The sequence below is a fragment of the Desulfuromonas svalbardensis genome, from assembly GCF_055389415.1.
In genome coordinates this window covers 15,783-29,145 of record NZ_AP042416.1, presented here as the reverse complement: position 1 = coordinate 29,145, position 13,363 = coordinate 15,783, and the positions used below count along the sequence as shown (strand labels likewise).

Sequence of the window (13,363 nt, the reverse complement as noted above, 5' to 3'; positions counted from 1 at the left end):
AAGGTCTAAGAAGAAAGAACAAAGAACTTGTATTCGAACTTCTTAGCGTTCTTTGCGCCGTGGCGCGAGATAGCACTGAAAGGTTTTTTATGCTGGTTTTAACCAGAAAAGTTGGCGAAGGTATTATTATCGGTGACGATATTAAATTAACCATTGTCGAGATCAAGGGTGGCAACATTCGCCTTGGTATTGATGCCCCGCGAGATAAAAAAATACACCGTCAAGAAGTTTATGACCGCATTCAAGAACAAAACCGTGCGGCCACCAGTTGGTCACTTGAAGATTTTAATGCATTAACTGACATCATGCCTCAATCCAAGGGGGAAAAATGAATAAGATAGAGAGTCGTTTTGGTGAAATCGAATATGATCCAAGTTTAGTTCTTAATTTTCCAGAAGGTCTCATCGGTTTTGAAGATCTTCGTGATTTTGTTGTTATGCACAACGAAAAAGAGGGGCCACTGTTTTGGATCCAAAGTATTGAGGATCCGCAAGTTGCCTTAGTTTTAACCGATCCGACTAACTTTTTTTTAGATTACAATGTTGCTCCTGAGGAAGAAGAACGCACTAAGATTAACCTCAATGAGGACGACCAATGTTTTTCACTCGTTGTGGTAACGGTTCATCCTGACCGTAAAGTTACCATGAATTTGGCTGCGCCTATTTTGTTTGCGCCACAAAGTAATAAAGCCCTTCAGGTGATTTTAGAAAATAGTGGATACGATATTCAGACCCCACTACCAATGATAGAAAAAGATACTGAAAAATAGATTTTTAATCCAAGGGGCTGTATGAAATTCAGCCCCCTGGTCTCATTTTGATAATTACTCAACACACACCGCATTACCCATCTTAAGAAGCGTCTTTTCACCAATCCCCTGCACCGCGCATAAGTCCTCCACCGTTGTAAATTGACCATGCTGTGAACGATAGGCAATGATTTTTTCTGCCATTTTAGGACCAATTCCTTTAACGGTTTGTAGCTCTGTCGCTGTAGCCGTGTTGAGGTTGATTGGCGTCAGGGCAAAGGTGGTTATCGGCATGCCTAACATTAGGATCAAGGTGAATGTTGCAAGCATTTTTGTCGTCAATTTTAACATTGTTACTCCTTTTGGTGGAAAGATTGGTTACTGACTGCCAATAAGATATTAATAATTAGCGCAAGAAAATGCAATAGTTTTAATGTTTGACTAGTGAAGGTGCAAAAGTTTGGAGAGCGTTTTTGGTGCCTTGGTGTGAGGATGGTTCTTAAGGATTTAGTAATCGTCGTTGTAACAACGCGATCATGTCGCGGCGGCCATCAACAATTAACAATACGTAGATGGTGTTGTTTATGACTCGATAGATGATGCGATATGGCTTGAAAAATATTTCGCGATACTCTCGAATGCCAAGATTTAGCAATTCGTTGGGGTAGTTCCCACGATTCGGCGAACTCGCTAAACTATTGAGTCTTGTTTCAATTTCTGACAGGACATAGTCAGCATTGTTCGCACTGTCGTGTTGTTTAATGTAGTTGTAAAGTTCTTCTAGATCATTGGCCGCGCTATCTGTAAGCATCACTGTTAAAGACATCGCTATTAATCCTTAAGAGTGCGTAAGCGGTTAATAACCGAGGTGGCCGACTGAACTTTATTTTCAGCGACCTCGGTAACCCCCAAAGCAAGTATTTTCAGTAATGCCATGGTTTGTTGGGTTTGTTCATAGCTGGCAATATCTTGAATGACCACCTTTGCTTCGCCATTCTGAGTAATGATCATCGGTTCCTGCTTTTCAGCCATCGTACGTACAATTTCTGCTGTGTGCGATTTTAAGTAGCTGATTGGTTTGATTTGTTTTGATAGTTTCATGGCTTACTCCGTGAAATTTATTGTATGACTAAATATGGTCTCTTATTGGGTCGCAGTCAAGGTGGATGTTGTTTAGCTAAATCATTAGGGCCTGTCTGGTCGCGCTAAGACTCAAGTCTGCTAAGAAGAGCACAGTCAAACCGTCACACCTTACCCCTCATTTTTTCACACAAAGCCACCAAGTCACCAAGTCACCAAGAAGAGCAACAATCAAAATTAAGATATTTGGTTGAGATCTTGCCGCCTCGTAGGGGCTCGGCGTGCCGCGCCATACGCATCCCACATGAAACAATCAGGGCACGTCCTTGCCCCTACAATCTTCCGCGTATTTATGTAGAGACGTTGCATGCAACGTCTAATTGTCCCCTGTTCACTGCGTCAACAACATCCCCTGATTGTGCGCTTGAGTTTCACGTCAATTCCCACTTCCGTTGAATTAGCTTGGCTCATGAGGTAACTGAGCCCCGTGCCACAGTGCTACAATCCATATCGTGTTATGCACAACGCGATAAAAAAAACGATAAGGTCTGACAATCACCTCTCGGTGTGGCAGGTCAGGAAATTCCGGTAGTGAACGTCCTGAGTTTGGGAATTTTTCAAGGCGTTGAAGTATCGCTTCGGTTTTGATCCGAAATTGACGTGCCGCAACAGGGTTGTCCTGTCGAATATATTCCAGCGCTTCAAGAAATTGCCTACGAGCTGTTGGGGTAAATTTTACCTTCACAAATCGCTACCCAGCAGCGCATCCGCTTCTTGCATCAAGCTTGACAGGGGCTCTCCTTCACCCTGTTCAATCTCTTTTTCGCCCAGAGCTAAAAGGTGTAATAGTTCACGTTCATGCTCAGACCGTTCATAAGCTTCAATATTTTGAATGACCGCAATGGCCCGCCCGCGTTGTGTAATAACGAATGGTTCTGTTGTGGCTTGCAGTTTTTTAAATACGTTAGCCGCATCTTGACGTAAATCAGATACTGGTACGATGTCGGGTATTTTCATTGTTTTATCCTCCATTGTTACGTTTAACTGTACGCTTAACCGCAGCGTTATGCAATGAGCAGGACGGCAAAACTTTTTATCTCGCGCAAGGGGCCACTGTGAAGAGCAGAAACCAATGGCTTTACGTGGCTCTGCGTGCTGCGCCCTAGATCGCATACCTGCATGATGCAAACAGCGCGTAGTGTGCGGTGAGCTTGAGAACCGCATCGTTTGCAATGAATGCTGCCGCCGTGTTGATGATTTAATGATGCGGTTCGTTCCTCACCACATCCTACGGATCAACCGTCGGGGGAACATGCGACCCTCCACGCATTTAGATGTAGAGATGTTGTCCGCAACGTCTAATTTGCCCTTTGTTCACTGCATCCCGTTCTGCCCACCTTGCTTAGCCGTGTTTGACGCGTTTATGTATGGATGATAGTATGAAAAAGGTTGATACACGTTTGAATGGAGGTTCGTTATGGCTACCGTGAATTAACACTCATTGATGAATTTCCAGATGATTGTTTATTACCGTTACATTATTCGTAAGCTTCTTCTTGTTGACGTATATGATTTGGGTGGTAGGTGTCGGCGTTGATGTGAGGGTTGTTAGGGAGGTAAAATATGTTGGCTGAGCAAATCGAAACAAATGCCCTGAAGCTAGATGTCGTCAAGCGGATTCGTCTAGTAGAATCTTTGCTTGATAGCTTGGATAAGACCGACCCCGAGGTTGAAAAAATATGGGTAGCGGAATCCGAACAAAGGTACCAGGCATATCAAGAAGGACGTATTGAAGGTATTCCTCTTGAGCGGCTGCGCGCAAGAATTGAAAAATGAGCATTATTTTACTCCCACCTGCTAATGATGAGTTGGACGAAGCCATTGCTTATTACCATGATCAACTGCCTGAGCTTGGTAATCAGTTTTACAGTGCCTTTCTTGCAACCACCAATTATATTTCCAAAGCACCCACCGCATGGCGCAAAATTGGAAAAAATACCAGACGAATAAACATTAAGAGGTTTCCTTATTTACTGCTCTATGTTGTGGATGGCGATGATATTCTCATAACATGCATAGCTCACCAGCATAGAAGCCCCAGCTTTTATTTGGATAAACAATATAATCCGCTAGCTTAAAAAGAGTGGGATGCGGTGAATGTGTGAACCGCATAGGTTGCAATCAGTGCGACCGCCGAGTTGATGATTTAATGATGCGGTTCGTTCCTCACCACATCCTACGGTTATCTACTTTGTGTCTTTGTGGCTTTGTGTGAGGCCGTTTTTCGGTTGTGTTCATGCTTTGTTTTTGATCCTCACTGATTTCCGCAACATTTGACCTAAACCTTGGCGTACTTTACCCCTTGGCGCGAGAATGATTTTGACCTATTTTATTTATTTTAAAATAAAAATCACTTTTTTCCTAAACTATCCAAAACAACCTGCCGAAGCGTTAATTACGAGGGGAAATAAAATTAAAAAGGAGGTGTCGACCATTTTGGATACATTCTGCTTTGCTAACTCCTCAAACAAGATTTTGCACCACAAAAAATAATTCACGTAACACAACAGGGCAAGGATGCCCGCCAACAACTCATGGAGGAAACAACTCATGGCCATTTCAATTAACACAAACGTCGCGTCCCTTAATGCTCAACGTAACTTAGGTGCATCACAGGGCAATCTCAACAAGTCAATGCAACGTCTCTCTTCTGGTCTGCGTATCAACAGCGCGAAAGATGATGCTGCGGGTCTAGCCATTTCTGACCGCATGACTTCTCAAATCCGTGGCTTGAATCAAGCCGCACGTAACGCCAACGATGGTATCTCGTTAGCACAAACTGCTGAAGGTGCATTGCAAGAGAGTACCAACATTCTGCAACGTATGCGTGAGCTAGCTGTTCAGTCCGCCAATGATACTAACAGCCAGACTGACCGTGATTCTTTGAACGCTGAGGTCACACAACTTAAGGAAGAGTTAAATCGGATTGCTGAAACAACCGAATTTAACGGTAAGAAACTGCTTGATGGCTCCATGACTGATGCAACATTCCAAGTTGGTGCTAATGCTGGTGAGAACCAAACCATCAGTTTTAGTATCGCAAGCTCAAAAGGTGATGTTTTAGGTACTGTTGATGCCGGCACTTTAAGCGGTGACGTTGCCGCTAGCGGCTCAGGGACAACGAATAGTACGCTGTCGCTTACCGCTGACACTGCAGGTGTTGCTGGTGATGCTATAACAGTTAATATTGTGTCTGCTGCTACGACTGAGACGACCGAAACAGCCGAAGTTACTTTTACTGCTTTAACTGACGGACAAACCTTTACTCTTGGTGGTACGGTAGTGACTGGTGGTAGTACTGGTGCAACGGCTGATGAAGTTGCTGCAGCGTTCCTTAATGGCGTAACGGACGGCACCAAGGTGACTATTGATGCTTCTGGGGCTGATGGCTTGTTTACTTTTGCAGCAGATGATGGTTCCGATACTACAAAATTAGACTTTACTTCCGCTACTGATGGTGTCGTAACTGCACTTACCTTAACTGGCACTAACGCTGCTGAGGCTACTGTTGATACTACGGCAGGTATTGCCGCCGCGGATGCTTCATCTGCCGCTGCTGGTAATGTTATTACCGTTACCGTTGATGCCGAGAACATCGGTACCGCGTCAACAGCAGACATTGCCGCTGCAATCACTGCCGACACTGATTCTGGTAATCTGGTGGACGCGACGGGCACTGCAGCAATTGCCGCAGTAGAGGCTGATATTGCCCTTACTGGTGGTGTTGATGGTACCCTTACGGGTGCTTCTGTTCTGGTTGATAATATCTCAGTTTCAAGCTTAACAAATGCTCAGACCGCTATTACAAGTGTTGATGAGGCGCTATCGCAAATTGATACCATTCGCGGTAACTTGGGTGCGGTGCAAAACCGTTTCGAATCAACAATCTCCAACTTGCAGAATGTTTCAGAGAACCTTTCTGCTGCTCGTTCACGTATCCTTGATGCTGACATCGCTCAAGAAACATCAGCGATGACTAAGAACAACATCCTTCAGCAAGCGGGTGTTTCAATCTTGGCACAAGCAAACCAAGCACCTCAATTAGCTCTTTCATTATTGGGTTAAGTTTTATCGAGGTTGGATAATTAAAAGGGCCAGCTTCGGCTGGCCCTTTTTTTTCCAGAAAGATAGCCAGCTTTCGCAATAATACCAAGTATGATAAATCTGTTAAGTATGGAGGGTGAATTATGAATATCGAAGCAGTCAATATGGCAGGAATTACACAGCAATCGCTGCAAAAACCGAGTGATGATGTCGCGGCAAGTCGTAAAGCGAAAGATAGTGGTGATACGGTTGAGCAAGCTTCAACTGATAAAGCGAGTGTTCAGCCTGAAGAACTACTCAAGCAGATCAAGGGACTGACTGAGGATGGAGCTTACAGTGTGCGCTTTGAAAATGACGAAGAAGCGCAGCAGTTAGTGGTTAAAATTGTCGACACTGCCAGTGATGAAGTGATTCGTCAAGTTCCTGCCGAAGAAGTTTTGGCACTATCATCACGTTTGGAAGAGTTGCGCGGAAATATCGTTAATACTCAAGGGTAATTTCCGTTTTTGTCATGCAATGTCATGGCTTACCTGTGCTGTTATTTGCCGGCTAGGCAGTCAACTCAGCAAATAGTACCGACAAGAATTTCTGAACTAAAGGTTACTGGCGTCAACGAAGGAGTCAGCTATGAGTGAAATAACATTTGGTGGTTTGGCCACAGGCTTACCAACGGATGATATCGTTACTAAATTAATGGATTTAGAACGACGTCCGCTGGATCGTCTTGAAAAGCAAAAAGAGACTGAGACCACCCGACTTCTGGCCTATAAACAGCTCGATGGGCGTTTGAATGATTTACGCGATGCTGTGGCTGATATGAATATCACCAGTGAGGTTCGATCAAGCAGTATCTCGTTGAGTTCAGAGAATGATTTTACCGCTAGCAGTGATGGTGCTTCTTCGGGTAGTTATGATGTGGCTGTGGTCCAATTGGCTCAGGTGCAAAAATCTGTTGGTGACGGTGTGAATTCTCAGATCGATAGTATCTTTGGTACGGGGACATTTACTGTTGCTGGCAGTGAAATCACGATTGATGACAGTAATAATTCATTGATCGGGTTATCTGAAGCTATTAATGCCTTATCTGAAACAACAGGGGTTCATGCAAGTATCATAAATGATGGCACTGGTACCGATGCATATCACCTAGTTTTAACTGGTGAGGATGCGACGACAACATTTGCGGTATCGAGTGATTTTAAGGATGCCGATGACGTTGCCATCCCTTTCAACATGACAGAAACGCGCACTGCTCAACAAGCGAAGGCTATTGTTGATGGCATTGAGGTGGTGAGCGATAGCAACACTTTGAAGGGTGTTATTCCGGGTGTAACCCTGCACTTAAGCGATGTGAGTGAAATAACCTCCGCTGATGGTGATCCCGTAGAGTATGCGACGACATTGATGACGGTAGAACCAAATACCGATGCTTTGAAGGAAAAAATCAATACGTTTGTCACCAGCTATAATGAGGTGATGAATTGGATCTCAGCTGGCTATGCTGAGTTTGGTGCTTCAGCGCCAACGGCGGAAGCCGTAGAGGATGGCGAAGAGGATATTTTAAGTGATGTGCTGCGTGGTGATAGCACGGTAAACGGTGTAAAGCGGCAGTTGCAAAACCTACTTTCCACTACCGTCGATACCAGTGGCTCACTACAACTCTTGGGTCAACTTGGTATTAGCACTCAAAGGGATGGTTCGATTGCCCTCAACGAAACAACGCTTGATGATGCCTTAGAGTCAGACTTTGATGGTGTTGTAAGTTTGTTAGCGGGTGAAGATGATGTTCCTGGTGTCATGAAGAGTTTTAATACTACGTTATTGCAGCTTACGGGTTCAGGTTCGGGTATGTATGCCGAAAAAGAGGACCGCTACGATTCGGCAGTAAGGCGGTTAGATAATTCAATTGAACGGATGGAACCTTTAATTGATAAAAAAGAGGCAACCTTACGGGCACGTTTTTCCGCGATGGAGCTATTGGTGAGTGATATGAACTCGCAAAGTAGTTTTTTAACGCAACAGATGGATATGTTAAACAACATGATGACGGGGAATAACTAATATGAATGCCTATACACAACAATATCAGCAAAACCAGATCCTTTCTGCGTCGCCTGAGAAGATTCTTGTGATGTTGTATGATGGTGCCATTCGCTTTACACGTCAGGCGATGATCGGGATTGAGGATGGACGACCAAGTGTGAAAGTTGAGGGGATCAGCCGCGCTATGGCTATTATCACTGAGTTTGCTAATACTCTTGATCACGAAATAGGTGGTGAAATTGCGGCAAATCTCGATGGCCTTTATACCTTCATGATCCGTGAATTGACTCAAGCGACCTTGAACGATGACATGGAAAAACTTAAAGTTGTTGAGACTTTACTTCTTGATTTGCGTCAAACTTGGGTCGAGGCAATTGAAATTGCCCGAAAAGAGGCGACTGGTCAGGATTCTCAAGCGATTCAAGCCACTCCCGCCAACTATAAACCGTTGTCCGCTGCGGGCTAATCGTAGATTGATTTGATGGATGACGTTTTGCTGACTTATTACAGAATAGGGCAAGGAAGCCCATATATATTCATCCAGGAGACCCCCTGTGGCGTTAACAATTAATACCAATATCGCCTCCCTCAACGCTCGACGTAACTTAGGATCTACTCAAACAGATATTAACAAGTCGATGCAGCGCCTCTCGTCTGGCGTTCGGATCAATAGTGCTAAAGATGACGCTGCAGGACTGGCGATTTCTGATCGCATGACTAGTCAGATTCGTGGCATGAACCAGGCCACTCGTAATATTAATGATGGTATCTCCATGCTGCTTACTGCCGAAGGCGCTTTGCAGGAAGTGACTAACATGATTCAGCGCGGACGTGAACTTGCCGTTCAGGCTGGCAATGATGCGACTTTGAGTGAGAGTGATAAGGCCTCGTTGCAGGAAGAGGTTAGTCAGTTAAAAAATGAGATTGATCGTATTGCTGAAACGACGGAATTTAACGGCATTAGCTTGCTTAATCATGGTCAGGCGAAACCGGCTGAGATTGCTGAACAGCAGGATATTCTTGATGGTTTGAAATCATCATGGCTGACTCAGGCAGAGCAACGCATTCAAGATGAATACAAGTTGTCAGCCGATGGCATTGATTTTAGTGTCGAGTTTGTTGAAGATTCTGGCAACAGCTATGTTGCCTGGGTTGAGAGTACGCTTGATGGCGGAACTGGTATTGCTGTAAGTGCAAAGCTAACCATCGACCTGTCTGACTACGACTCTGGCGATACCGATTATGATCGGATCATCACCCATGAGATGGCCCATGCTGTTATGTCTGCCAATATGGATTTTAGAGCCAGTGGCATGCCGACTTGGTTTAAAGAGGGAACGGCTGAATTTATTTCTGGTGCTGATGAGCGCTTGGCGGGTGATCTTTCTGATACAACGGTTACGGTTTTACATGCAACGATTAGTGGTGGCGATGAATCAATGACCACCAGTGATCAATATTCTGCATCTTATGCTGCGGTACGTTATCTGCACCAAGAAATTAAGACGGCAGGTGGTACAGGCATTGATGAAGTGATGGTCTATCTGCGTGATAACACTGGGGCGAGCCTAGACAGTGCTTTGAACGCCATAGATGCCGCGCATGGCGATGCGTTGACGTTTGACAATGAATCTGATTTTTTGTCTAAATTTAAGGGAGTCGAAGGGGTCGCTTTTACTACGGGTCTTGATCTCGCTAATACCGATGTCGGAGCGATTGGCGGTTTAGATGCCGATGGTGAAGAGATATTGACCGCCGAGTCGGTTATCCCTGATATTAACAACTATACTAATGATCCGTTATTCGGCTTTGATGAAGTTTGGCCGAATGTTGATAGTGGAACAACTTTAACAGATCTAGCATCAATTCAGTTGCAGGTGGGAGCCAATGCTGGCGAAACGATCACTTTTGATTTGGCTGCTGCTGATACTGAATCGCTAAATATTGATATGGTTGATATCTCTGAGGATCCAAGTCTGGCTATTGTCCGTTTTGATGACGCTTTAATCGAAATCGATAGTTTGCGTGGCAATATGGGCGCAGTGATGAATCGCTTGGAAAGTTCGAGTTCAGGTCTGATGAATTCTGTCGAACAGATCTCAACCGCACGTTCGCGGATTCTCGATGCTGATATTGCACTGGAAACAACAGCGATGACTAAAGGTAATATCCTGCAACAGGCTGGAGCGTCAATGTTGGCACAGGCCAACCAGGCTCCTCAATTGGCCCTCTCGCTACTTCAGTAGTTAATTTTCTAAAACACGTCTATTGGCGATTGCTTTAATAATTTTGTCATTTAACTTTTAGCTCACGAGGCGTGTTATGGCCACAATTCAGCTTTTGCCGCAGTTAGAAAAAAGTCTGTTGCTCTCAATAGAACAATATCAAGTAGTGTTGCAGCGGTTACAGCTCATTTCGCAGTCTCTCACTGTGAATGAATCCACGTTGCAAGACCTTGTTCAAAAAATGAGTTCTCAGCAGATGCAAGCACAACAGCACGATGCTGAATTGCTAGAGATGATACGCGAGGCTGCGCCATCTATAAGTGATCATCCTTTATACCTTCAACGTAAAGCTTTAATCGAAGAGGTTATTGAATTGAATCATTTGCTTTTACCAAAGATTAATGGCATGATGGCCCTCGTTTCCCATGAACTGACAGGCCTTAAAAAAGGCCGAACTGTTCTGGGTGGTTATAAGCAAACAACACATAAGCAAGGTCGGCTTGTTAAGTCGAGTGCGTGAATGTGTTGTTGAACTGTTATCCTTTAATTAAGCTTTAAGCTTGGGGCCTGTTATGGCAGACTTTGCGCTTTTTAAACATTTAGATAAACCTACCCTTTTACGGGCATATATTATCCAAGAAGATGGTTCAAAGGTTCGCCTTGAGGCCGTCGCTCGGATTATTGCAGAGCCGTATCTAGAATTAAAGTTTCGACCAAATGAGTTGCCGATTGAGCTGATTAAAATGGCGGGTAAGATACTCCTTTCGCTTGATACGCGTGCTGGTACTGTTTCGATGTACACTCATGTCGATGAAGTGATAAGTCCACGTGTGTTACGCGTGCTTGGTACCGAATCGTTCTCCTTTGCACAGCAGCGTGAGTACTTTCGTGTTAATACCGTTATCAAGGTGCTGTATTGTAAGGAAACCCTGTCTGCAGCACCATCAGAAGTCGAACAATCCGTAACCGTTAATATGAGCGGCAGTGGCGCATTGATTTCGTCAGAATCACGCGCTGCAATGGGTGATACGTTTGAGTTAGAATTTCATGTTCCTGAAGCTGATCCCATTGAGTGCAAAGGTTTGGTTGTGCGGGTTGATGATAAGCTTCGTGGTGGTTATGAATTAGCCCTTCATTTTCATAAGATTGAACCTGAAGGTCGGGATCGAGTTATCTCCTTTTGTTTGGCTGAGCAACGTCTTCAGTTGCGTTCTAAAGTTCAAATCGCAGGTTTTTGATTTCTGTTGGTCGAGATGCCCCTTCGAAAACAACCAGGCCACTGTCGGATCTTCCGCACAGTGGTTTTTTTACGCCAAATTAAAGTATCTATTCTTCTGTGTCGATAAGTAGCCATGGATATTATCGCGCCAATTATACAGCAACCCTATAATGTGACGGCTGTTGTTCCAACAAAAGCACCTGATGGTGCGCTACAACATAATTTGTTGCCACAACAGGTTGTTCAAGCGACTGTACTTTCAGCCTCGGCTGAGCAGGTTGTTTTAGACTTCGGCAAACACACCATCACCGCTAATACTGCTAATACACAGCAGCCGTTGTCTACAGGTCAAAAATTGAACTTGCAGGTGGTGTCCACTGAACCGCAACTCCAATTTCAGGTGGTGGATGGCAAGGGTGATCCGAGTCTGTTACGTTTGTTGCATCTGTTTGATCATCGTTCTGAGTTGGGCTCACAGTTATCTAAGTTATTATTGCAACGCCCATCACCTTCGAATTCAGCAAACTCAGCGAATGTCGCACCGGCCAATACCGCAGCAAACCTTGGCCCTGCAAACCATACCGCGCAGAACTTAGCTGGGCCAGTACCAAGTCCTCCTCAAGGCAGTGTGCCGCAACCGTCAACAGCAACGACTGCACAAAGTACTGCCGGTGAGCCATCGGCATCGACAAGCCAAGGCTTAGAGCGTGGTCAGTTTAATTCCGCTGCGTCACGGCTATCAGTGCCGGCCCTTGCCGCACAAACAACTAATCAAGTTTCTCAGCCACCTCAAAATCAGAATGCCACAGCGTCGAATCAACAAGCTTCCAAGCTGGTTGCTGGTCAAGGCAATGCTTCCACGACTCAACCGCTAACTGTTTCACCAACCACTGTCGGCGGGTCGACAGCCGCAAGTGTTCCCTTGCCGTTAAGCCCTTTAACCGCAGGGAGCTTGGGGCCACTTCAGCGTCAAACCCTTGAAGGGGCTTTGATGCCACAACAGTGGGCTCAACTCGAACATCTATCTACTCAAATTTCTAGCGATATGAGCATTGCAAATAGCAAATTTGTTGTAAACCTTGCTCGCATGTTGGGTCTAGACTTTGAGGCACTGTTAGCAAAGAATCAGCTTGATGATACTAATGCTGGATTAAAAGGAATGTTGACTGCATTAAAGAACCATGGCGAGGTTCCCGAATCTGTTCGTGATACTGCCGCTCATATGTCACAGCAATTAGAGGTGCTTCAATTATGTCGCTTACGTTTAGCTCAAGATGGTATTTTGTTTTTGCCCTTGCCGCTGGAGTTTGTTGAGCAGGGTTATGTTTTGTTTGAACAGCAAGGGCAGAACGATTCTGGGGCTGATGGTGCAGATGGGCATTTGGTCTCCTTGAACTTGACCCTGAAACAGCTTGGTTCTATGCAGGTCAATTTGTTGTTTGAGCAAAAGGCTTTGTTTATCCGTATTAAGTGTCAAGATGAGGCGACGGTAAAGCTTGTTGGGGAATATTGTGATGAGTTGCGTGAATCGCTACAGCCGTTTTCAATTCGTTCTATTCAGGTGGTAACAGGGGCGAAGGATCCTGCCCTAGCCCTATTGGATCGCTTGCAATCGCAAACAGGTCAACACTCACCACTCTTTGATGCGAGGGTCTGATTGTGGCTGATATTGATAAACAAAAAAAAGCGATTGCTATAAAGTACGATAAGGAGCAGGGCAACGCCCCTGTCGTGTTAGCCAGTGGTAAAGGACAAATCGCCGAACAAATTATTAAGGCCGCACGGGAGGCGGGGTTGGAAATTACGCAGGATGCTGATTTAGCTGAACTGCTCGCTAAAATTCCTGTTGGTACTGAAATACCTGTTGAATTATATCAGGCTGTGGCTGAAGTTCTGGCGTTTGTCTATCGGGTGAATAAACGCCAACAGCCGTGATGGTTTCAT

The 13,363-nt window shown here is 44.9% G+C and carries 18 protein-coding genes and 1 pseudogene; 14 read left to right on the top strand and 5 right to left on the bottom strand.

Features of this window, described 5'->3' with window-relative positions; all coding sequences use genetic code 11:
• Positions 1 to 89 precede the first annotated feature (89 nt).
• Positions 90 to 332, top strand: coding sequence for a carbon storage regulator CsrA (gene csrA / locus ACZ5KY_RS00155; protein ID WP_464241884.1), 243 nt, complete (start codon positions 90 to 92; stop codon positions 330 to 332).
• Complete coding sequence (locus tag ACZ5KY_RS00150; protein WP_464241883.1) at positions 329 to 769, top strand: flagellar assembly protein FliW; 441 nt, start codon at positions 329 to 331, stop codon at positions 767 to 769. Before csrA ends, ACZ5KY_RS00150 begins: the two co-directional genes overlap by 4 nt.
• A gap of 54 nt (positions 770 to 823) precedes the next feature.
• Here ACZ5KY_RS00150 and ACZ5KY_RS00145 read toward each other — a convergent pair whose 3' ends face one another.
• The 5 genes from ACZ5KY_RS00145 to ACZ5KY_RS00125 all read right to left on the bottom strand — a co-directional run bounded on the left by ACZ5KY_RS00145 (position 824) and on the right by ACZ5KY_RS00125 (position 2,845).
• The gene (locus ACZ5KY_RS00145) at positions 824 to 1,099 is read right to left on the bottom strand and encodes a ComEA family DNA-binding protein (RefSeq protein ID WP_464241882.1); all 276 of its coding nucleotides are present in this window, start codon (positions 1,097 to 1,099) and stop codon (positions 824 to 826) included.
• A 148-nt stretch (positions 1,100 to 1,247) separates the two neighbouring features.
• Complete coding sequence (locus tag ACZ5KY_RS00140; protein WP_464241881.1) at positions 1,248 to 1,574, bottom strand: type II toxin-antitoxin system RelE/ParE family toxin; 327 nt, start codon at positions 1,572 to 1,574, stop codon at positions 1,248 to 1,250.
• Between the two features lie 5 nt (positions 1,575 to 1,579).
• Positions 1,580 to 1,849, bottom strand: coding sequence for a type II toxin-antitoxin system Phd/YefM family antitoxin (locus ACZ5KY_RS00135; RefSeq protein WP_464241880.1), 270 nt, complete (start codon positions 1,847 to 1,849; stop codon positions 1,580 to 1,582).
• A gap of 436 nt (positions 1,850 to 2,285) precedes the next feature.
• Positions 2,286 to 2,573: a type II toxin-antitoxin system RelE/ParE family toxin gene (locus tag ACZ5KY_RS00130; protein WP_464241879.1), complete on the bottom strand. Its 288-nt coding sequence runs from the start codon at positions 2,571 to 2,573 to the stop codon at positions 2,286 to 2,288.
• Complete coding sequence (locus ACZ5KY_RS00125) at positions 2,570 to 2,845, bottom strand: type II toxin-antitoxin system Phd/YefM family antitoxin (RefSeq protein WP_464241878.1); 276 nt, start codon at positions 2,843 to 2,845, stop codon at positions 2,570 to 2,572. The genes ACZ5KY_RS00130 and ACZ5KY_RS00125 overlap by 4 nt, the downstream gene beginning before the upstream one ends.
• Before the next feature lie 606 nt (positions 2,846 to 3,451).
• Here ACZ5KY_RS00125 and ACZ5KY_RS00120 point away from each other — a divergent pair.
• The 12 genes and pseudogenes from ACZ5KY_RS00120 (at position 3,452) to ACZ5KY_RS00065 (ending at position 13,354) form a co-directional block, all read left to right on the top strand.
• Positions 3,452 to 3,664 (top strand): addiction module protein, encoded by a 213-nt coding sequence (locus tag ACZ5KY_RS00120; RefSeq protein ID WP_464241877.1) that lies wholly within the window; start codon positions 3,452 to 3,454, stop codon positions 3,662 to 3,664.
• Positions 3,661 to 3,966, top strand: a complete 306-nt coding sequence (locus ACZ5KY_RS00115; protein ID WP_464241876.1) for a type II toxin-antitoxin system RelE/ParE family toxin — start codon at positions 3,661 to 3,663, stop codon at positions 3,964 to 3,966. The genes ACZ5KY_RS00120 and ACZ5KY_RS00115 overlap by 4 nt, the downstream gene beginning before the upstream one ends.
• 439 nt (positions 3,967 to 4,405) lie before the next feature.
• Positions 4,406 to 4,807: pseudogene (locus ACZ5KY_RS00110) on the top strand (flagellin N-terminal helical domain-containing protein); the annotation flags it as partial.
• A 54-nt stretch (positions 4,808 to 4,861) separates the two neighbouring features.
• Positions 4,862 to 5,953, top strand: a complete 1,092-nt coding sequence (locus tag ACZ5KY_RS00105; protein ID WP_464244600.1) for a flagellin — start codon at positions 4,862 to 4,864, stop codon at positions 5,951 to 5,953.
• Positions 5,954 to 6,075: 122 nt separating this feature from the next.
• The gene (locus ACZ5KY_RS00100) at positions 6,076 to 6,429 is read left to right on the top strand and encodes a flagellar protein FlaG (RefSeq protein ID WP_464241875.1); all 354 of its coding nucleotides are present in this window, start codon (positions 6,076 to 6,078) and stop codon (positions 6,427 to 6,429) included.
• A gap of 130 nt (positions 6,430 to 6,559) precedes the next feature.
• Positions 6,560 to 7,993, top strand: a complete 1,434-nt coding sequence (gene fliD / locus ACZ5KY_RS00095) for a flagellar filament capping protein FliD (RefSeq protein ID WP_464241874.1) — start codon at positions 6,560 to 6,562, stop codon at positions 7,991 to 7,993.
• A 1-nt stretch (position 7,994) separates the two neighbouring features.
• The gene (fliS, locus tag ACZ5KY_RS00090) at positions 7,995 to 8,441 is read left to right on the top strand and encodes a flagellar export chaperone FliS (RefSeq protein WP_464241873.1); all 447 of its coding nucleotides are present in this window, start codon (positions 7,995 to 7,997) and stop codon (positions 8,439 to 8,441) included.
• Positions 8,442 to 8,529: 88 nt separating this feature from the next.
• Positions 8,530 to 10,221: a flagellinolysin gene (locus tag ACZ5KY_RS00085; RefSeq protein WP_464241872.1), complete on the top strand. Its 1,692-nt coding sequence runs from the start codon at positions 8,530 to 8,532 to the stop codon at positions 10,219 to 10,221.
• Between the two features lie 76 nt (positions 10,222 to 10,297).
• Positions 10,298 to 10,720, top strand: a complete 423-nt coding sequence (locus ACZ5KY_RS00080; protein WP_464241871.1) for a hypothetical protein — start codon at positions 10,298 to 10,300, stop codon at positions 10,718 to 10,720.
• A 52-nt stretch (positions 10,721 to 10,772) separates the two neighbouring features.
• Entirely contained in the window at positions 10,773 to 11,438 is a 666-nt protein-coding gene (locus tag ACZ5KY_RS00075; RefSeq protein ID WP_464241870.1) for a PilZ domain-containing protein, read from the top strand.
• 114 nt (positions 11,439 to 11,552) lie between these two features.
• Entirely contained in the window at positions 11,553 to 13,076 is a 1,524-nt protein-coding gene (locus tag ACZ5KY_RS00070; protein WP_464241869.1) for a DUF5585 domain-containing protein, read from the top strand.
• A 2-nt stretch (positions 13,077 to 13,078) separates the two neighbouring features.
• Positions 13,079 to 13,354, top strand: coding sequence for an EscU/YscU/HrcU family type III secretion system export apparatus switch protein (locus tag ACZ5KY_RS00065; protein ID WP_464241868.1), 276 nt, complete (start codon positions 13,079 to 13,081; stop codon positions 13,352 to 13,354).
• Positions 13,355 to 13,363 lie beyond the last annotated feature (9 nt).